Here is a 20244-nt window from a genome sequence, read left to right on the forward strand (position 1 = left end):
TCCCTGCACGAAGATGAATTTTGGACTTCGAGCCTGCCTGTATGCTGGCAGGTGCCTCACCAAAGGTGAGGTGTATTGAGAAGACAATTAAAGAAAGACGACAGTCTCAAGAATCGAGAAACGATTTCACAATGCTTTTTTGTGCTTCGCAACTTACAAAAAAGCATTGTTCATCACCCTTACATCAGGGCTTGGTTTCCCTAAACAAAAAAGACCGTCCTTTTCAGAACAGTCTTTCCTTGTACCGAGAATGGGAGTCGAACCCACACGCCCTAATGGACACATGGCCCTCAACCATGCCTGTCTACCAATTCCAGCACCTCGGTGTGATGCGCAAAATAAAAAAAGTCGAGCAAAAACGCATCGACTTTTCTAATCTTTGGTGACCTGGCTGGGGCTCGAACCCAGGACCCTCTCCTTAAAAGGGAGATGCTCTACCAACTGAGCTACCAGGTCATTAAAATGGAAGCGGACGATCCCGCATCCTGCTAAACAATTTCTGCGTTAGCGGGTGCAAATATAAGATCATTCTATTTATTATTCAAAGTAAAAAGGATTAATTTTAAGAAATATTTTTTCTTCCTTTTCAACCCACTATAATTGCGATATTTGCAAGCATGAAAATAGTCCTTATTGGTTATATGGGAAGTGGGAAATCTTCCATCGGACGGCGCCTTTCGGAAGTCGTAGGAAACGATTTCATCGATCTGGATGTGGAGATCGAAACCTCCGAGGGAACCTCCATTTCAGAGATATTTCAAAAGAAAGGGGAAATCTACTTCCGGAAAAAAGAAGCCCAAGTACTCCAAGAAGTCATTGCTAGGGAACAACCCGCCATTATTGCCAGTGGAGGGGGAACCCCATGCTACGGAAGGGTCATGGACGATCTTTTGGAAAACCCCAATGTCATCACCGTATACCTTAAATGTTCCGTAGATACCCTTACCGAACGTCTATTTCCTGAACGGGAGCATCGCCCCGTCATCGCACATTTGCAAACCGAGGAGCTATTGAATGATTTTATTAGAAAACATCTTTTCGAGCGCTCTTTTTACTACAGCAGAGCATCCCATATCATAACATGCGATGGTATTGATGAAAAAGAAGTGGTAGAAAAAATTCTGTTCGCCCTATTCTAAAACGGCAGTACAGCTATTGCGGTCAAATTGCACAGCTACATTTTCATTTAATGAAGTGGATAAGGAGATTCCTTTAAAATCGGCCTTTACCGGATATTTCTTGTGATTACGATCTACCAAAACAGCTGTTTTGAATTGCTTTAAGGGCACATCCAAGAAATGCTTTACTCCATAAATCAATGTGGTTCCAGAATGCAACACATCGTCAACCAGCACCAAAGATTTGTTTTGGATGTCTTCTATGGTCATAGAAGTAGTAACAGGATTGGTTGGGGTCTTTTTGTCTACATACACCTCGCAAAGAGAAACTTTGAGTGGGGATATTTTTTCAACCTCTGTTTTCAACCGCTTGGCCAAAAGAAAACCATTCTTCATAATCCCTGCCAACACTACTTCGGTTTCATTTACGTTGGTCTCGTATACCTGATAGGCCATTCTGCGAACCTTGTGAGAAACTTGTTTGTTGGAAAGAATTACGGTTGATTCCGGCATGATATAATTTTTGTCAAAGATACAAATTTGATGAGGTTCTATTCTTGGGTATCTTCGGTAAAATCCTCCAAGTCCCTTCGGTCCTTTTTGGTAGGTCGCCCAGTTCCTTTTTTGCGATAGTAATCCTTGGCGAATTTCAGGAGTTCGGTGTTTTCAAATGCCTCCTTAGGTGTGGTGTCCGTTCGGTATAACCCCACCAGTTTAGCCCCAACCCGACTGGGTGGGATGTCTATTACTTCCAACGAATAATTTATCTGATTCTTACGGACCTTGATCTCGTCGCCTGGGTACACCTCTCGGGAGGGTTTTACGGTAGCATCGTTAATGCGCACCGCGCCCTTCTTACAGGCAATAGATGCCTGGTTTCGGGTTTTAAAGTAACGTGTACACCATAGATATTTGTCAATCCTCATACCATCCCGCTTAAAAGTGCGTTAAATAGAGGACAAAAATAGCGGAAAATTGTATCTTGCGCCATTAAAAAATTGAAGATGAAGAGAGCAAAATTACTTGCAACAATTACCTTAACCATTCTAACTTTTCTCTCCTGTCGTAATGACGATGGAAATATAGAGTTCGTTCCTGCACGTGATAGAGGTGAAGAAGTAGCTGCTTCTACCGCTATTATCGAAGACTATTTGCAAACGCATTTCTATAACTATGAAGAGTTTGAAACCCCACCAGCCGACTTCGACTTCAAAATTCGTTTCGATACGATAGCTGGGGATAACTCCGATAAAATCTCCTTGTTCGATCACGAGAATTTGAATTTCAAAATGGTACCCGATCGTGTAGACGATGGAGTGGAGTACAAGTTGTACTACCTGAATGTTTCTCAAGGAGGCGGGACAACGAGTCCGGAATTCCCAGACATTACCGTGGTAACGTACGAAGGAACTTGGATAAACGAAGAAAACGCTACGCAGGCATACACGAATCTATTCGATAGTTCTGTAGTGCCCGTTACCTTCGATTTAACTGGTGTGGTAAACGGATTTCAGGATGCTATGATCGAATTTAATGTAGCTGAAAGTATTACTGCAAACCCAGATGGGTCGGTAACGGCAAACGATCCTGGTATTGGAGCGGTATTCATGCCTTCTGGTTTGGGATACTATGTAAGTACGCCCCAAGGATCTGGGATCCCAGTATACGCTCAGTTGATCTTTACATTCCATTTGTATCAGTCCCGTCAAGGAGATCAGGATAACGACGGTATCCCTTCCATTTTCGAGGATTTGAATATGAATCAGTTGGAAGAAGATGATGATACGGATTCTGACGGACTTCCGAATTTCTTCGATGCAGATGATGATAACGACGGTCGCCCTACTTCGGGTGAAATCGTATCACGTCAATACATCAATGAAACGAATCCTACTTTACTTCCCAATGAGTTTGAAATCAATAGAGAGATCGATGACGAAACGGGTGACTTGATTGTAAACACGGTTGAGTATATCGATGCCAATAACAATGGTGTTTGGGATCACTTAGATGATGATATATAATCAACACTAGTATAAAACTAAAAAAGCCGTGCTCAATGAGCGCGGCTTTTTCGTTTGGAAAGAAATGTGCCTATTTCCTTCCTGTTACTTTAAGTGATGCTTTTACGATAGCATCGGCATTCAATCCGTATTTGTCCATTAATTGGTCTGGCGTGCCCGATTCTCCAAAAGTATCTTGTGTAGCCACAAATTCTTGAGGGGTAGGGTGATTCTCTGCCAATACGCGAGCTACACTTTCTCCCAAACCGCCTAAGAAATTGTGTTCTTCTGCAGTAACCACACAGCCGGTTTTGGCAACACTAGCTAAGATGGCTTCGTTGTCCAAAGGCTTAATGGTATGAATATTAATTACGTCTGCAGAAATACCTTGTTCGTGTAAGGTCTCAGCTGCCTGTAGCGCTTCCCAAACCAAATGTCCAGTAGCGATGATAGTAACATCATTACCTTCTTGTAACTGTACTGCTTTTCCAATTTCGAAGGTTTGATCTTCGGCTGTAAAGTTGGCTACTTTGGGACGTCCAAATCGAAGGTACACAGGTCCGTGGTGTTCCGCAATGGCCAAGGTAGCTGCCTTGGTTTGGTTAAAATCGCAGGTATTGATTACCGTCATTCCTGGAAGCATCTTCATAAGACCGATGTCTTCCAATATCTGGTGGGTAGCTCCGTCTTCCCCAAGGGTAACACCAGCATGGGAAGCACAGATCTTCACATTTTTATGACTGTAGGCGATACTTTGACGAATCTGATCGTACACCCTTCCCGTAGAGAAGTTGGCAAAGGTTCCGGTAAATGGAATTTTACCACCAATGGTCATCCCAGCTGCCAAGCCCATCATATTGGCTTCGGCAATCCCAACTTGGAAAAAGCGTTCGGGATGATTGGCTTTAAAGGCATCCATTTTTAAGGACCCGGTTAAATCGGCACAAAGTGCCACGACATCGGGATTGGTTTGTCCCAATTCGGTAAGACCTGCTCCAAAACCGGAACGGGTATCTTTCTTACCTGTATCTACGTATTTTTTCATTCTTCTATACTAAAGTTGTGCGATAGTGTTATCTTCTTTGATATCTTCTTGGTTTCTATAGCTCGAATTAGAACATTGTTGCCCAATTCAAGTTGAACAATAAGACCTTCTGGGATGTCATAATTAATTTGCCCCGTACTGGCAGTTTTGTTCATCATGATCTCGAAAAACTTGGCGAAGATATTATTGTTGTTTACGGGTTTCTTCGTGTCCACAGTCATCAACATGGGTTTGTCAGGTTCATTGTTGGGATATACACTATAGGTGTCATAGGAAACCCCATTAATGGTAGCGCCTTGATCGAGTTTTTCGGTAATGAGCTCTAGTTCTTCATTCATAGGATTAGATGTGTCCACAGGAATGAAGTTCATCAAATCCATTTTAAAGAACAGATTGTTTTTGGCAACTTTGAGATTCATATAAATCATCATTTCTTGCGTATCCAACATCAAAAGAGAGCTGGACTGCGAGAAATCGATGGACGGATCTTTAAATACGTCACGTCCCATTTGATCCCCCAGGATATTTTCTTCGGTAAGAAGATACCTTCCATCTTTGGTCATGTACACCGTAAGGGTGTCACTGGTACCCTTGCGGGGTTGAGGTACCTCATAGGTTACCTCGTAATCGAGGTCCATAGTGAGGTCCTGGCCGTACAGCCATCCGCCTAAAAAGAAAACAAGGAGAAATATTTTTTTCATGATTAATAGTCCCCAAGGGTTACCGGATTTTGTGCCAATCCGATTTCCAATTGCTCGTCGTTGGGTGCCTTACCGTGCCATGCATGGGTGTGCATCATAAAATCGACGCCGTTCCCCATAACAGTTCTCATTAAGACACAAACAGGTTTTCCGTTTCCGGTTTTGCTTTTTGCTTCTTGTAGACCATTGATCACTGCTTCCAGTTGGTTTCCTTCTTCAATTTCCAAAACCTCCCAACCGAATGCTTCGAACTTGGCTTTTAGATTTCCTAGCGGAAGTACAGTATCCAAAGATCCATCGATTTGCTGTCCGTTATAGTCTACTGTGACAACGATATTGTCCACTTGGTTACCTGCGGCATACATAATGGCCTCCCAATTTTGTCCTTCCTGCAACTCTCCATCACCACAAAGGGTGTACACAATGTGAGGGTCGTTGTTCAGTTTTTTGGTTTGGGCGGCTCCCACTGCCACAGAAATACCTTGTCCTAAGGATCCGGAAGCTACGCGTATCCCAGGCAATCCTTCATGCGTGGTCGGGTGACCTTGCAGGCGGGAATTGATAAGGCGGAACGTGTTCAGCTCGTCCACAGGGAAATATCCCGAACGGGCCAAAACACTGTAGAAAACAGGCGAAATGTGCCCATTGGACAAGAAAAAGATATCCTCATCTTTTCCATCCATGTGGAAACCATCCTTGCGATCCATGATCTCTTGATATAGGGCCACAAAAAATTCGGTGCAACCTAGAGAACCGCCTGGATGTCCTGAGTTCACTTTGTGCACCTGTCTTAAAATATCCCGACGAACTTGAGTTACAAGGTCGTTTAGGTAATTCATATCTGGCATAAATGTATACTTTATCTGCTGCCAAAAGTACTATTTTCCGTAGGGGTCACAAAGAAGAAAGTAGAGCTTTTATTAACGATTTTTGGGTTTTAGTTAACAGTAGTGAATTCAATGAAAAATATGGGAATTTCACCTGTCAAAATTGGAAAGTCTAACATTTATTTACCATTCTAACCCATAAATCCCACTATCTTTGCCTGCCATAAGTAGAACGCGAATGAAATTTGAACTGCACGCCAAAGATCCCGGAACCAAAGCAAGGGCAGGAACCCTTCAATTGGATCACGGACCCGTAGAAACCCCCATATTTATGCCTGTTGGGACCGTGGGTACGGTAAAGGGGGTACATCAGCGGGAGCTAGTTCAAGATATCAACCCAGACATCATTTTAGGGAATACCTATCATTTATACTTACGACCACAGACGGATATACTGGAAAAGGCAGGTGGTTTGCACAAGTTTATGAACTGGGATAGCAATATTTTAACCGATAGTGGAGGCTACCAAGTATATTCCCTTTCGGCCAATAGAAAGATCAAGGAAGAAGGTGTAAAGTTCAAATCCCACATCGATGGAAGTTATCATGTATTCACACCCGAGAATGTGATGGAAATTCAACGTAAGATTGGGGCCGATATCATTATGGCTTTCGATGAATGTACCCCGTATCCCTGCGATTATCAGTATGCCAAGCGCTCCATGCACATGACGCATCGATGGTTGGACAGATGCATGGCTCATTTAGAGAAAACACCGCTTTCTTATGACTATAATCAGACATTTTTCCCCATAGTACAGGGGAGTACCTATAAAGACCTTCGGAGGCAATCGGCAGAATACATTGCCAGTGTTGGGGCCCATGGAAATGCAATTGGGGGACTTTCGGTGGGGGAACCCGCAGAAGAAATGTACGCCATGACCGAAGTGGTGACCGAAATACTTCCGGAAGACAAACCGAGATATTTAATGGGGGTAGGGACTCCTATTAATATTTTGGAAAACATCGCCTTGGGAATCGATATGTTCGATTGTGTCATGCCTACCCGAAATGGACGTAATGGAATGCTATTTACGGCCCATGGGACTATTAATATCAAGAACAAGAAATGGGAAGACGACTTTTCTCCCATTGATGAAATGGGTATAACTTGGGTAGACACCGCATACAGTAAAGCGTACGTAAGGCACCTGTTCTCTGTAAATGAAATGCTGGGAAGACAGATTGCGACCATTCATAACCTAGGCTTCTATCTGTGGTTGGTTCGTGAGGCCAGAAAACATATCTTAGCGGGTGATTTTGCCACCTGGAAGAATATGATGGTGAAACAAATGGACAAAAGGCTGTAATGCTAAGTATTTTAGATAAGTACATACTCAAAAAATATTTAGGGACTTTCCTGCTCCTGTTGCTGCTTTTTATTCCGATTGGGATTACAGTGAACCTAGCTGAGAAAATCGATAAGATGCTCGCCAACGAAGTTCCCTTGGTCGAAATATTACTGTATTACATAGACTTTACCGTTTATTTTGCCAACCTGCTATTTCCACTCTTCCTGTTTTTGTCGGTGATTTGGTTTACTTCCAAACTAGCAAACAATACAGAAGTAATTGCATTTTTAAGTAGTGGGGTTTCCTATTATCGATTTTTACGACCCTACATGATTGGGGCAACCATCGTTTGTGTAGGTGCCTTTATTTTGGGAAATTATTTAGCACCCAAAGCGAGTAAGGGCTACAATGAATTTACATATAAGCATCTTAAGCGAGGGAAAAAGGATAGGGATGTGGGTAATGTATACCGTCAGATCAATGATAATGAATACATCTACGTGAGTCGGTTCAACATGAAGGATCGATCGGGAAGTAATTTTACCATAGAGCACTTCGAGGGTAATAAGATGACCTTCAAAATCATGGCGAACCGAATAAAATTCAACGAGGATTCTACCTATACCTTATTGAATTATTCCAAGCGCATTGTGGGTGAAAAGAAAGACTCCATCATCATCTTGCCTAAAAAGGATACCATTTTCAGCTTCGATATCGAAGACCTAACCCCGGTAGAATACATTGCAGAAACCTTGAACTTTAATGAGCTCAACCGATTCATAAGCAGGGAAAAAGAAAAGGGATCCCAATACATTAATAGATATGAAGTGGTTCGTTACAAACGTTGGAGTTTACCAGTTTCAGCCTATATACTTACCATTATAGCAGTAGCTGTTTCTTCTATGAAACGTCGCGGTGGTATGGGGGTGAACCTTGCCATAGGTATCGGGATTGGAATGGTTTTTATCTTCTTCGATAAGATTTTTGGTACCATGGCCGAACAGAGTAGCTTCTCTCCATTTGTAGCCACATGGTTCCCCAACTTTATTTTTGGTATTTTGGCAATATACTTGTTACGAAATGCAAAACGCTAAACTGCTCAATTACCTTCACCTACAATTCATAGTATTTATTTGGGGGTTTACGGCAGTATTAGGAGCACTAATTTCGTTAGATGCCATTCCCTTGGTGTGGTATAGAATGTCGATCGCCTCCGTATTGGTGCTCATCTTTGCATTACTTGCCCGAAAAAGGTTGAAATTTTCTCCCAGAACCATTATTGGGTTTTTCATTGTAGGACTCATTATTGCCCTGCATTGGCTTACTTTTTTTGGAGCCATTAAGGTGTCCAATGTTTCCATTACCCTCTCCTTAATGTCCACCGGGGCTTTCTTTACTGCTTTTTTGGAACCCTTGTATTATAAAAGAAAGATCATTTGGTACGAAGTGCTGTTCGGGCTTATGGTCATCGTGGGACTTTACATCATTTTTAGGGCCGAAGCAGGTTATACGTACGGAATCATATTGGCGCTTATTTCTGCTTTTTTGGGAGCTGTGTTTTCTGTGCTGAACGGAAAGCTCGTGGAAAAATATAATGCCACTTCCATATCCTTGTACGAATTGTCCTTTGGGGTATTATGCATTAGTATCTATCTTTTAATGACGGGTGGATTCGATTCTAACTTTTTCCAAGTATCCTCAAGCGATTGGTTGTACCTATTTATATTGGCCTCCATATGCACAGCTTATGCCTTTATCGCTGCAGTCCACGTCATGAAATGGGTAAGCCCCTATACAGTAATGCTTACCGTGAACTTAGAACCGGTGTATGGTATTTTATTAGCTTTAATCATACTAAAAGACAGCGAATACATGCATCCTCAGTTTTACTACGGAGCCCTAATTATCCTTGTTACGGTGGTAGCGAATGGCATTATTAAGACCAAAAGGCAAAGAAAAAAGAACACAATTTCTTCAACCTAAAAACAAAGTTTTATCTTTGTGGACTAACCAGAAAACAAAGAATATTCAGAAGGTATGGAATATCTTGAATTTGAGTTACCTATAAAGGAATTACAGGAGCAATACGAGAAAGCGTGTAAGATTGGTGAAGAGAGCGACATCGATGTTAGCAATACCTGTAAGCAAATAGAGAAGAAACTAGCGGAGACCAAAAAGGAAATATATAAGAACTTGACACCATGGCAACGTGTACAGTTGTCCCGTCACCCAAACCGTCCCTACACCTTGGATTATATCAATGCCATCTGTGGGGATTCTTTTTTGGAATTGCACGGAGATCGCAATTTCAAAGATGATAAAGCGATGATCGGTGGATTGGGTAAGATTGGTGATCAGAGTTATATGTTCATTGGTCAACAAAAAGGATACAATACCAAAACCCGACAGTACAGGAATTTTGGGATGGCCAATCCAGAAGGATATAGAAAAGCCCTTCGCTTGATGAAATCGGCAGAGAAGTTCGGCATCCCTGTGGTGACCTTAATCGACACTCCTGGAGCCTATCCAGGTTTAGAGGCAGAGGAGCGTGGACAAGGTGAAGCCATTGCTAGAAATATTCTAGAAATGACCCGTCTTAAGGTACCTATTATTGTAGTGATCATTGGCGAAGGAGCCAGTGGGGGTGCGTTAGGGATTGGTGTTGGTGATCGTGTTTTGATGCTCGAAAATACTTGGTACTCGGTAATTTCGCCAGAAAGCTGTTCTTCCATTCTTTGGAGAAGTTGGGAGTACAAAGAGCAGGCGGCAGAGGCTTTGAAGCTTACTGCGACCGATATGAAAAAACTGAAATTAATCGATCAAATAGTAAAGGAACCTCTAGGCGGTGCACATAGCAATCGTGAAGAAACATATATTGAAGTTGCCAAAGCCATTTCCAAAACGTACGGCGAATTAAAAGATTTATCACCAAAAGATTTGGTCGGAAAGCGTATGGATAAATATTCTGAAATGGGAGTCTTCAAAGGCTAGTTTCAGCAATAGCAACCCATTACAAAATCCGAGGCTATGGCTTCGGATTTTTTTAGCTCTTATCAACAATATTTTAAAGTTTTCAACAGTTCATTTGTTGAAGAATGGTGGACATAGACATTTTCCAAAACATCCATTCTCTTAACAATTTTTTTACATTCGTCCTATGGAAAAAATTAAACCTCACACTTCATTTAACCCCAGGACTTCCCAAGTTATCTCCCTGGAAAAAGGGAAAATACCTCCGCAAGCTGTTGATTTAGAGGAAGTTGTGCTTGGGGCGATGATGATCGATAAGAAAGGAGTGGATGAGGTTATAGACATACTCCATCCCGATGCCTTCTACAAAGAAGCCCACAAGCATATTTTTGAAGCCATATTCAATCTCTTCGAAAACAGTGAACCAGTGGACTTATTAACGGTTTCTGCCCGTCTCAAGAAGGAAAAGAAGCTAGAATTGGTGGGTGGGGAGTTCTATTTGATTCAGTTGACACAAAAAGTGTCTTCTTCTGCGCATATTGAGTTTCACGCCCGTATCATCCTTCAAAAGTTCATTCAGAGGAGTTTGATCAAGGTTTCCAGCGAAATTATCGAGGAATCTTATGACGAAGGAACCGACGTTTTCGATTTGTTGGACAGCGCCGAAGCAAAATTATATGAGATTACCCAAGGTAATATTAAGCGATCTTCAGAAACCGCCCAAAGTTTGGTAATTCAAGCGAAGAAGAAAATCGAAGAGATTGCCAATAGGGAAGGGCTCTCAGGAATTCCTTCTGGATTTACCCAATTGGATAAATTAACCTCCGGATGGCAGCCCAGTGATTTGATCATTGTTGCAGCACGTCCAGGTATGGGTAAAACGGCTTTAACGCTTTCTATGGCACGTAATATGGCTGTGGAATACAATACACCCGTTGCCTTCTTCTCCTTGGAGATGTCCTCGGTACAGCTAATTACCCGTCTTATTTCTTCAGAAACGGGGCTTTCTTCAGAAAAGCTGAGAACCGGTAATCTGGAAAAGCACGAATGGGAGCAACTCAATGTAAAAGTTAAGGGGTTAGAAAAGGCACCTTTGTTTATTGACGACACCCCTTCTTTGTCCATATTCGATCTAAGAGCAAAAGCCCGACGATTGGCCTCCCAATATGGGATTAAAATGATCATGATCGATTACCTTCAGTTAATGACAGCCGGAGGAGGTCAAAAAGGAGGCAACAGAGAACAGGAAATTTCTACTATTTCCCGAAACCTAAAGGCATTGGCAAAAGAATTGAATGTGCCGGTTATTGCGCTATCCCAGTTATCCCGTGCGGTAGAAACACGTGGAGGAAGTAAGCGTCCATTGCTTTCAGACCTTAGGGAATCTGGTGCTATTGAGCAGGATGCGGATATTGTATCCTTCATTTATCGTCCCGAGTACTACAAAATTGACGAATGGGATGATGAGGAACGTACCCCTACGGCAGGACAAGCAGAGTTTATCGTAGCCAAGCACCGTAATGGTGGATTGGATGAAATCCGATTGAAATTCGTTGGTCATTTGGGGCGTTTCGAGAATTTGGAAACCTTCGATTTCCCTACAGAGATTCACTCGCGTATGAACGATGCGGCCAACGATGATACTTTCAGACCCGATCATTTACCATCGCCCGACGAGGCTTTTGGTAGTTCTATGAATGATGATGATCCAGATGATGGAATTCCATTCTAAGGAATTAGCATTTATTTAGCAATTTGTTTAGAAATTCGCTTTCACTTTGTTTCTATCTTGGTGAGGTAAACAATCGAACCACAAAAAGAAACAAAATGAAGCAGCTCGTCCTAACATTCGTAATTACTGTATGTGCCTTTTCTTTTGCACTTGCTCAAGATGCTGAACACAATGCGGTTAAGAAAACATTGAATTATTATTTGGAAGGCGGAACCAATAATGATTTCGATACCCTAAAAAAGGCTTTTCATGAAACTGCCACCATGAAATATATAAGAGAAGGATCTTATAAAGAAGTGAATGCCATCGAATTTTTTAAGGGTGTCATGAAACCTGGGCCTAAGCAGGATCGGGAAACAAAAATACTTTCGGTAGATGTGGCTGGGGTTGCCGCCCACGCCAAACTGGAAATACGCTACGACAAGTTCTCCTTTATAGATTATATGAATCTGCTGAAAGTGGATGGAGAATGGAAAATCGTGAGTAAAATATTCTACCGTAAACCACATTCTACCTATTAATAGGATTGGCTCAACTTTTGTAGCTATATTAGCCCCTGCCTAAGGGCAAAAATTATGCGTATGCGATTATCGATTTTAGTCATTTTACTATTAACCTCTCTGCAAAGCTTTGCATCCTATATATTAATACCAATGGATGCCGAGAGTCAGGCCGAACACCTTAAAGCCTACGGAATTACTTATTGGACCTTGGAACGGCAGATGAAAGCCAAGTGGTTGCTCAACTATCGTGGAGGGTCATTTCTGTTACCGGATGCGGAATCCATTCGCAAGGAATGCAGGATTAGAGGGGTTTCCTTCGAGATCATCAGTGATGCCGAGGCGAACAGCATTTTAGAGGAAATTAGCAGTCCAGCGCGTAATATGGAAGCTGTGGTATTAGAGAAAGCACCCAAGGTTGCTGTATATTCTCCCAAAGGGAATCAGCCATGGGATGATGCCGTAACCATGGTACTTACCTATGCAGAAATTCCTTATGAAGTTGTGTACGATGAAGAAGTGCTGACCGATCAGTTATTACTGTACGATTGGTTGCATTTACACCATGAGGATTTTACGGGACAGTACGGAAAATTCTATCGAGCGTATCGTGCCGCTCCTTGGTATATACAGAATAAAAAAGATGCGGAAGCATTGGCCGCTAAATTAGGGTATGACAAAGTTTCGGAAGCGAAACGGGATGTGGCCCTAAAGATTAGGGATTACGTTATCGGAGGTGGATTCATGTTTGCCATGTGTAGCGCGACCGATAGCTTCGACATAGCTTTGGCAGCAGAAGGAGTAGATATCTGTGAGCCTATGTTCGATGGAGATCCGAGCGAGTCTGGATATCAAAGCAAGATCGATTACAACAAAACCTTTGCCTTTAAGGACTTTATTTTGGAAAGAAGCCCCATGGTTTACGAGTTTTCTTCTATAGATATGACCCAAAGAAGGCAAGTGCCCAAGGAAACCGATTATTTCAGTTTAATGGACTACAGCGCCAAATGGGATCCCATTCCTTGTATGTTGGTACAGAATCATACCGCTTTGGTAAAAGGATTTATGGGGCAAACTACTTCCTTTAAAAGGGATGAAATTAAATCGAATGTGTTGGTCATGGGTGAGTTGAAATCCAATGGAGAGGCCCGCTATATTCATGGCATCCGCGGGAAAGGGTTTTTTACCTTCTACGGAGGTCACGATCCTGAAGATTACCAACACAGGGTAGGGGACGCCAAAACCGAATTGGCCTTGCACCCAAATTCTCCCGGCTATCGTCTTATATTGAACAATGTATTGTTTCCAGCAGCCAAAAAGAAAAAGCAGAAGACCTAAAATTACTGCTCTTGAATTCTCTTCATTCCTATAGTCCTTTAGCACTATTTTTCAAGATGAGAAAAAGTGCCGTTGTCCTATTTTTTGTGCTATGCGCAGTATCACTCTGTAATGGCCAAGCGTCTTATGTCTATTCTCAACCCGATGAACTCAATGACGGATGGAAGACAGCGGACATGCGGTCTATGGATGTGGATACAACAAGAATTTACCAATTGTTCACCCAGCTACGACAAGGTGAACACAAATTACATAGTGCCCTATTTATAAAAAGTGGGGAGGTTATTATTGAAGAGTACTTTAATGCTTATGATGTTGGCAAGCAGCAGGATCTTAGATCTGTGACAAAAAGTATACGCGCCCTATTATTGGGGATAGCCATAGACAAAGGATTTATAGATAGTGTAGATGATCCTATTTCAAAATATCTGAAGGACCCTGTACCCAAGAAAAATTTAGACCCCAGAAAAAATGAAATCACCATAAAGCATTTGATCACGATGTCGGCAGGATGGGATTGCAATGACTGGGATAAAAAGTCAGCCGGACAAGAAGATAGGGTATATCGAAAAAAAGATTGGGTACAATATACCTTGGATCTTCCTATGATCAATGATCCTGGAAGCATTTCCAATTACTGTTCTATGGGTGTATTGTTGCTGGCCGAAATTATAAGCCGAGCATCCGGAATGTCCATCGATACGTTTGCCGAAAAGTTTTTATTCCAACCACTCGGGATTGAAAACATTGGTTGGGGGCATACCTCCAAAAAAGAAGTTATTTCCTCAGGAAAGCGATTGTATATGCTTCCCCGGGACATGGCCAAGATCGGACAACTCATCCTTAACAATGGAATGTGGAAGGATATGCAGATTGTATCTGGGACATGGATTGAAACCGCTACCACTCCTAAGACAAAAATTACTGGGATGGATTATGGATATCTATGGTGGAATATTCCCTTTAAGGCAAATGGCAAAGCAATTGTTTCGACTACCGCAACGGGAAATGGCGGACAATACATTATGGTATTTCCAGAATGGAACATGGTGGCTGTATTCACAGGAGGGGCTTATAATTCGCAAGAAGATAAGCTGCCATTTGCCATTATGAATGATGTGTTTTTGCCAACATTCATCGATAATAACTAGGCTGGAACAATTACTCTTCTTGCGAAGTGCCCGCTTTGCTTTTCGAAACTTTCGTATCCTCCTCTACATTACTCGCAATACAGTAAAACAGGATTTCATCGTCCACGAAAATGGGGCTTATCTTTAGTTGGTAATGATTGGCCACTCCATCTACTGCCATATTGAAGTTGAACGTTTTGGAAGCCAATTGTTTAATTTCCTTCAACGTAGTTCCCCCTATGGTCTTTTTTACGGGAATAGTGAATACCTTTGGCAACATACTGAACAAGTTTTCCCGATCACCGAACAGTTCTTCCGCTTTCACATTCCATCGAACAATTTCTCCAGTCTGATCGATAATAATATTAGCATTCAGTGAATTGTGGAGCACGGCAGAATACAATCGTTCGTTCTTTTCCAATTCCTTCTGTATCTGCTTTCGCTCAAGTATTTCCTTACTTAGTTTAATGTTGATTTCTTCCAGCTTTACAATCTGGGTCTTTAGGAGTTTATGCATTTGTCCCTTACTGGGCATATTGGCGTCCTCTATTTTTAAAAGATCCTCTGGGATAAGATGAATGATGGCAGTAAATGCTTCTAAGAGATAATACTTATTGAAATGTTTGTTATACGCATTGTTGTAGATGCTTATCATTGCATTTTTACCCAAGCTTTCCACCAACTTTTCCTGCAGGGTGCTGGAATAATCGAAAATTTCCTTTTCCACTTGATTTACTTCCACTTCGGTACTGTACTTATCGATAGGGAACGGACGACTCAACACCTTTTCGGCCTTGTTCAAATAAGGATCCTTAAAATTGCCTAACAGGCGTTTGGCCCCAGCCAATGCTTCCTTTAGAAACTGTCGGGATAGGGCAACTTTTTGTATTTCGTATGGGAGGAAAACAACGTACAACTCATGGTAGTCGCTAATCCGGGGATATTCCATAAGGAATACCTCACGGTAATCTTGTTTACTTTTTGAAGAATACTCCTTTTGCATCAACAAGAAGTCCTCGATGTCCAGATATAAAGAAGGAAAGGCAGTAAGCTGTTTCTCGATCTCATAATTTTTGAAAAGCTTAAGCTTTGATGATAGCTCATAACTAGGCTTATAGGATTTAAGTTGATGCATTAAATCCTTAAAAATAGATTGCAGTATATACCCCTGCTCATCCGGATTGAGGAAATCAGGCTTCTTGCGTCCAAGGAACCTTTTAAAATTTACCATGGCTTTTACACTTTACTTGCCTTGTATATCTTGTAAAATCCAAATGCAGAAAGGCCCCAAGTTAAAATAAGCGCTGCAAACCAAGCATAGCGTCCAATGGTGGCCCCCATCAGGTTATTGAATAGGTTATAACCGAATAAATGATCGATTTGCATATGAAGATGCCCGACCGCCATGACCAGGAATCCCCATGCTAATAAGCTCATGCCCGAACCAAATTTTCCGCCTTTTAAATTTCTAGCCGTCAAAAAGCTAAAAACAATAGCAATAAGGAGGAAAGGAAGCTCCAGTAAACCGAAAATTTCTGCTTCGGATGGTCCGTGGTTCGCATGTTCTTGGGCCCATGCCAAACCGGGTAATAAAAAGAGGAGGAGGGTAAGAATTAAGGGGGTTTTTGTTTTCATAAAAAAAGGCTTGTTGTTAGTGTTTGGTGATAAGCAAGTAGGTTGCTTTGGTCGATTTTTCAAGACAATATAGCAATAATCTCGAAATGTTAAAGCCATCGATTGTCTTATTAAATAAAAAAAGCCCGCTATATATAGCGGGCTTTAAGCGAAATAATGGGTTATAGAATAGGCTTTCGCCTTACTTTACTTTATTTACGATTGCCTCAAAAGCTTCTGGGTGATTCATTGCTAAATCGGCAAGTACCTTACGGTTCAATTCGATATCGTTAGCTTTCAATTTACCCATGAATTGAGAATAAGACATTCCGTGCTGACGGGCTCCTGCATTAATACGGGTAATCCATAGACTACGGAAGTTTCTCTTTTTGTTTCGACGATCCCTGTAGGAATATTGCATCGCTCTATCTACAGCGTTCTTAGCAACAGTCCATACGTTTTTACGTCTTCCAAAGTAACCTTTGGCTTGCTTAAGAACCTTTTTTCTTCTGGCTCTCTTCGCAACTGAATTTACTGATCTTGGCATAATTTTACATTTTTTGTAGCAGGCGGTCGATTGCTCAACACTTTGTCATTTACTAATGGCCGTACTCCAGGGTTTTTAAAATAGTTTAACCGGTTAAGCAATTACTTTAAACGAAGCATTTGCTTAACATTGTCCTCGTCACTCTTGTGCACCAAAGTGTCATGAGTCAAGGCAAGCTTACGTTTTTTAGACTTCTTTGTTAAGATGTGACTTTTAAACGCGTGCTTTCTTTTAATTTTACCAGTACCGGTAAGCTTAAAACGCTTCTTAGCACTGGATTTTGTTTTTTGTTTAGGCATCTTGTTCCTATTTTTTGCTTATTTCGCTTTCTCTTTATATCAAACTTCTCTCGAAGCCTTATTTCTTTTTAGGAGCGATGAACATGGTCATACGCTTTCCTTCCAATTTGGGCATTTGCTCCACTTTTCCATAATCTTCTAGATCCTGTGCCAAGCGTAGCAAAAGGATTTCTCCTTTGTCCTTGTATATAATGGAACGTCCTTTAAAGAATACATAGGCCTTTAATTTGGCTCCATCTTTCAAGAACTTTTCTCCGTGTTTCTTCTTAAACTCATAGTCGTGATCATCCGTATTGGGACCAAAACGAATTTCCTTGATCACTACTTTGGTGGCTTTCGCCTTCAGTGCTTTCTCTCTTTTCTTTTGTTCATAGACGAACTTCTTGTAGTCCATGATTTTACATACCGGTGGAGTAGCGTTTGGAGAGATCTCTACTAAGTCCTCTTCCAAATCCCGGGCAATTTCTAATGCTTTTTTCAAAGGGTATACACCCACCTCTACGTTGTCACCAACGAGACGTACTTCCTGAGCACGGATTTTCTCATTAATTCGGTGTTTGTCCTCCTTAATGATTCGGGCTGGCCCTCTACTTCTTTTTCTTCGTATTGCTATGGCTTAAAAAGTTTAGTTAAACGTTAAATTCTTTTATTGTTTCCTTTATTTCGTTGTCAATCAATTGACTGAATTCTTCTATACTCATCGATCCTAGATCTCCTTTGGAATGCTTCCTAACAGAAATCGTACCATCTTTTTCTTCCTGTTCCCCTACAATAATCATGTATGGGATTTTGTTCATTTCCGCTTCCCGTATTTTCTTTCCAATAGTCTCATTGCGGTTATCAACAAGGGCGCGAATTTCGTTATTTTCTAGCAAATTTAAAACTTTTTGAGCGTAATTTTCATATTTTTCGCTCAAGCTCAAAATGCTAACTTGTTCTGGCATAAGCCATAATGGGAAATTTCCTCCTGTGTGCTCCAGCAAGATAGCCACAAAACGCTCCATACTTCCGAACGGTGCTCGGTGAATCATCACAGGTCTATGAAGCTCATTATCACTTCCCTTATAGGTTAAATCAAATCGCTCCGGAAGGTTGTAATCTACTTGAATTGTACCTAATTGCCAGCTTCTGCCTAGGGCATCCTTTACCATGAAATCCAACTTAGGGCCATAGAAGGCAGCCTCTCCTTCTTCAATTACATAATCCAATTCCTTATCCCTAGCCGCATTGATGATCGCCTGTTCTGCCTTTTCCCAAACTTCAACATCTCCAATGTATTTATCTGGGTTTTTAGGATCGCGAATGGATACTTGGGTGGAAAAGTTTTCAAAACCAAGGGATCCGAATACGTAAAGTACTAAATCTATTACATTTTTAAATTCCTCATCCAACTGATCTGGAGTGCAGAAAATGTGGGCGTCATCCTGGGTAAACCCACGAACTCGAGTTAAACCATGAAGTTCCCCACTTTGTTCGTATCGGTATACGGTACCGAACTCGGCAAAACGCTTTGGCAAGTCTTTGTAGGACCAAGGACTGCTTTTGTAGATCTCACAATGGTGAGGGCAGTTCATGGGTTTCAATAAAAACTCCTCATCTTCTTTTGGGGTTTTTATCGGCTGAAAACTATCTTCTCCGTATTTCGCATAATGACCGGAAGTAACATACAGTTCCTTTTGTCCAATATGAGGGGATACTACCATTTCATACCCCGCTTTTTTCTGTGCGGCTTTTAGGAAATTTTCCAAGCGTTCGCGTAAGGCAGCTCCTTTAGGAAGCCATAAGGGCAATCCCTGACCTACTTTTTCGGAAAAGGTGAACAAGCCAAGTTCTTTCCCGAGCTTACGGTGATCTCTTTTCTTGGCCTCCTCTAATAGGGTGAGGTATTCCGTAAGTTCTTTTTGCTTCGGAAAAGTGATTCCGTATACACGCGTAAGCTGTTTTTTGCTTTCATCCCCTTGATAGTAGGCACCGGCAACGCTCAAAACTTTAGCGGCTTTTACAATTCCTGTATTCGGGATGTGTCCCCCACGACATAAATCGGTAAAGGTATCGTGGTCGCAAAAGGTAATGGTTCCATCCTCCAGTCCTTCGACCAATTCCACTTTATATTCATTTTTGCCTTCATAGAATGCCAAGGCTTCTGCTTTGGTAGCAGATCGCATTTTGAATTCATGCTTTCCCCTGGCTATTTCAAGCATTTTATTTTCTATGGTCTTGAAATCCTTATCGGTGATTACATCATCGCCCAAGTCTATATCATAATAGAATCCTCTTTCAATAGCCGGGCCTACCCATAGCTTTACCCCAGGATATAATTCCTCTAAGGCCTGTGCAAGAATGTGGGCAGAGGAATGCCAGAAGGCTTTCTTCCCTTCGTCATCCCTCCAGGTATACAATACCAAGCTTCCGTCGGTATGGAGTGGGGTGGTGGTTTCTACCGTGGTTTCGTTGAAAGAGGCCGAAATTACATTTCGAGCCAATCCTTCGCTAATACTTTTGGCAACGTCCATAGGAGTTACCCCATCGTCATACTGTTTAACGCTTCCGTCCGGTAGGGTGATTGCAATCATAGGTTGTAAATATTAAGCGGCAAAGATAGTACTAGTTTCTTCTATTTACAATATTGAAATCCCCCTTTGTGGTACGTATGTTTTTCCTGAAGGATCCATGCAGTGATCCTCTGTTGGTGCTGGGATTGAAGGGAAATATGGGGAATAGGGCTAGGTGGATATTATATATAGGTATAAAATGGCCTAAAAAATCTTTTATAGTCTAAATATTATAGAATCAAACGATTATAATTTGGGCTGTAAAAATCTTCAAAAAAAGTAGGCCTAACGTTTGCATAATATAAAATCCAACTTATCTTTGCACCCGCTTTGAAAGAGATATACAGTCGAGTCAAAGTAGTGCAAAAACAACGTTCTGAAATAAATTTGAAATTTTTTTAAAAAAGTATTGCAGGTTTAAAAAACTGTTGTACATTTGCACCCGCAAAACGGATGAGGGATTGTCCGAACAGCGGAAAAAATAGAATTAAAAGTTCATTGATATATTGAAATTGAC

At 41.5% G+C, this 20244-nt stretch carries 21 protein-coding genes and 2 tRNA genes; 10 read left to right on the forward strand and 13 right to left on the reverse strand.

The features are described 5' to 3' along the window. Positions 1-242 precede the first annotated feature (242 nt). Together POV27_RS20185 and POV27_RS20190 are read right to left on the reverse strand one after the other, a co-directional pair. Positions 243-326: transfer RNA gene (locus tag POV27_RS20185), tRNA-Leu, on the reverse strand. Positions 327-380: 54 nt separating this feature from the next. Next, positions 381-456: transfer RNA gene (locus POV27_RS20190), tRNA-Lys, on the reverse strand. A 161-nt stretch (positions 457-617) separates the two neighbouring features. Here POV27_RS20190 and POV27_RS20195 point away from each other — a divergent pair. Further along, complete coding sequence (locus POV27_RS20195) at positions 618-1139, forward strand: shikimate kinase (protein ID WP_272864608.1); 522 nt, start codon at positions 618-620, stop codon at positions 1137-1139. Here the strand turns inward: POV27_RS20195 and POV27_RS20200 are convergent. Together POV27_RS20200 and POV27_RS20205 are read right to left on the reverse strand one after the other, a co-directional pair. Continuing rightward, positions 1131-1631, reverse strand: coding sequence for a phosphoribosyltransferase family protein (locus tag POV27_RS20200; RefSeq protein ID WP_272864609.1), 501 nt, complete (start codon positions 1629-1631; stop codon positions 1131-1133). The two genes, POV27_RS20195 and POV27_RS20200, sit on opposite strands and share 9 nt — an antisense overlap. Positions 1632-1669: 38 nt before the next feature. Continuing rightward, positions 1670-2044 (reverse strand): RNA-binding S4 domain-containing protein, encoded by a 375-nt coding sequence (locus tag POV27_RS20205; protein ID WP_272864610.1) that lies wholly within the window; start codon positions 2042-2044, stop codon positions 1670-1672. 78 nt (positions 2045-2122) lie between these two features. On the opposite strand from POV27_RS20205, the gene POV27_RS20210 reads away from it, so the two are divergent. Next, positions 2123-3142, forward strand: coding sequence for an FKBP-type peptidyl-prolyl cis-trans isomerase (locus POV27_RS20210; RefSeq protein WP_272864611.1), 1020 nt, complete (start codon positions 2123-2125; stop codon positions 3140-3142). A 70-nt stretch (positions 3143-3212) separates the two neighbouring features. On the opposite strand, the gene POV27_RS20215 is transcribed toward POV27_RS20210, so the two are convergent. From POV27_RS20215 to POV27_RS20225, 3 genes are read right to left on the reverse strand one after another with little or no spacing between them, the layout of a single operon-like run. Then, entirely contained in the window at positions 3213-4166 is a 954-nt protein-coding gene (locus POV27_RS20215; protein ID WP_272864612.1) for a transketolase family protein, read from the reverse strand. Further along, entirely contained in the window at positions 4163-4867 is a 705-nt protein-coding gene (locus POV27_RS20220; RefSeq protein WP_272864613.1) for a hypothetical protein, read from the reverse strand. Before POV27_RS20220 ends, POV27_RS20215 begins: the two co-directional genes overlap by 4 nt. A gap of 2 nt (positions 4868-4869) precedes the next feature. Then, on the reverse strand, positions 4870-5715 hold the full coding sequence (locus POV27_RS20225) for a transketolase (RefSeq protein ID WP_272864614.1): 846 nt from the start codon (positions 5713-5715) through the stop codon (positions 4870-4872). Positions 5716-5932: 217 nt separating this feature from the next. Here POV27_RS20225 and tgt point away from each other — a divergent pair, with 217 nt between their 5' ends. The 8 genes from tgt to POV27_RS20265 all read left to right on the forward strand — a co-directional run bounded on the left by tgt (position 5933) and on the right by POV27_RS20265 (position 14736). Next, entirely contained in the window at positions 5933-7063 is a 1131-nt protein-coding gene (tgt, locus tag POV27_RS20230; RefSeq protein WP_272864615.1) for a tRNA guanosine(34) transglycosylase Tgt, read from the forward strand. Then, positions 7063-8139, forward strand: a complete 1077-nt coding sequence (locus tag POV27_RS20235; protein ID WP_272864616.1) for an LptF/LptG family permease — start codon at positions 7063-7065, stop codon at positions 8137-8139. The genes tgt and POV27_RS20235 overlap by 1 nt, the downstream gene beginning before the upstream one ends. Next, the gene (locus POV27_RS20240; RefSeq protein WP_272864617.1) at positions 8126-9028 is read left to right on the forward strand and encodes a DMT family transporter; all 903 of its coding nucleotides are present in this window, start codon (positions 8126-8128) and stop codon (positions 9026-9028) included. The genes POV27_RS20235 and POV27_RS20240 overlap by 14 nt, the downstream gene beginning before the upstream one ends. Positions 9029-9082: 54 nt before the next feature. Next, on the forward strand, positions 9083-10036 hold the full coding sequence (locus POV27_RS20245) for an acetyl-CoA carboxylase carboxyltransferase subunit alpha (RefSeq protein WP_272864618.1): 954 nt from the start codon (positions 9083-9085) through the stop codon (positions 10034-10036). Positions 10037-10202: 166 nt separating this feature from the next. Beyond that, positions 10203-11747 carry a replicative DNA helicase gene (gene dnaB / locus POV27_RS20250; RefSeq protein WP_272864619.1) on the forward strand — a complete coding sequence of 515 codons (1545 nt, stop codon included), beginning with the start codon at positions 10203-10205 and terminating at the stop codon, positions 11745-11747. Positions 11748-11842: 95 nt separating this feature from the next. Next, a complete protein-coding gene (locus POV27_RS20255) occupies positions 11843-12268 on the forward strand; it encodes a nuclear transport factor 2 family protein (RefSeq protein WP_272864620.1) in 426 nt (141 codons plus the stop codon). 132 nt (positions 12269-12400) lie between these two features. Next, positions 12401-13585 carry an asparagine synthetase B gene (locus POV27_RS20260; protein WP_419179959.1) on the forward strand — a complete coding sequence of 395 codons (1185 nt, stop codon included), beginning with the start codon at positions 12401-12403 and terminating at the stop codon, positions 13583-13585. 56 nt (positions 13586-13641) lie between these two features. Continuing rightward, positions 13642-14736 carry a serine hydrolase domain-containing protein gene (locus POV27_RS20265; RefSeq protein WP_272864622.1) on the forward strand — a complete coding sequence of 365 codons (1095 nt, stop codon included), beginning with the start codon at positions 13642-13644 and terminating at the stop codon, positions 14734-14736. Between the two features lie 10 nt (positions 14737-14746). Here POV27_RS20265 and POV27_RS20270 read toward each other — a convergent pair whose 3' ends face one another. The 6 genes from POV27_RS20270 to thrS form a co-directional block, all read right to left on the reverse strand. After that, positions 14747-15946, reverse strand: a complete 1200-nt coding sequence (locus tag POV27_RS20270) for a PAS domain-containing protein (protein WP_272864623.1) — start codon at positions 15944-15946, stop codon at positions 14747-14749. A 5-nt stretch (positions 15947-15951) separates the two neighbouring features. Further along, positions 15952-16350 carry a hypothetical protein gene (locus POV27_RS20275; RefSeq protein WP_272864624.1) on the reverse strand — a complete coding sequence of 133 codons (399 nt, stop codon included), beginning with the start codon at positions 16348-16350 and terminating at the stop codon, positions 15952-15954. 181 nt (positions 16351-16531) lie between these two features. Next, positions 16532-16876, reverse strand: a complete 345-nt coding sequence (gene rplT, locus POV27_RS20280) for a 50S ribosomal protein L20 (RefSeq protein WP_272864625.1) — start codon at positions 16874-16876, stop codon at positions 16532-16534. A 101-nt stretch (positions 16877-16977) separates the two neighbouring features. Next, on the reverse strand, positions 16978-17175 hold the full coding sequence (gene rpmI / locus POV27_RS20285; protein WP_272864626.1) for a 50S ribosomal protein L35: 198 nt from the start codon (positions 17173-17175) through the stop codon (positions 16978-16980). A 58-nt stretch (positions 17176-17233) separates the two neighbouring features. Beyond that, the gene (gene infC / locus POV27_RS20290; RefSeq protein ID WP_272864640.1) at positions 17234-17749 is read right to left on the reverse strand and encodes a translation initiation factor IF-3; all 516 of its coding nucleotides are present in this window, start codon (positions 17747-17749) and stop codon (positions 17234-17236) included. 55 nt (positions 17750-17804) lie between these two features. Continuing rightward, the gene (thrS, locus tag POV27_RS20295; protein ID WP_272864627.1) at positions 17805-19748 is read right to left on the reverse strand and encodes a threonine--tRNA ligase; all 1944 of its coding nucleotides are present in this window, start codon (positions 19746-19748) and stop codon (positions 17805-17807) included. Between the last annotated feature and the right edge of the window lie 496 nt (positions 19749-20244).

Origin of the sequence: Aureisphaera galaxeae (genome assembly GCF_028561275.1) — a bacterium.
In the GTDB taxonomy this organism is placed as follows: domain Bacteria; phylum Bacteroidota; class Bacteroidia; order Flavobacteriales; family Flavobacteriaceae; genus Aureisphaera; species Aureisphaera galaxeae.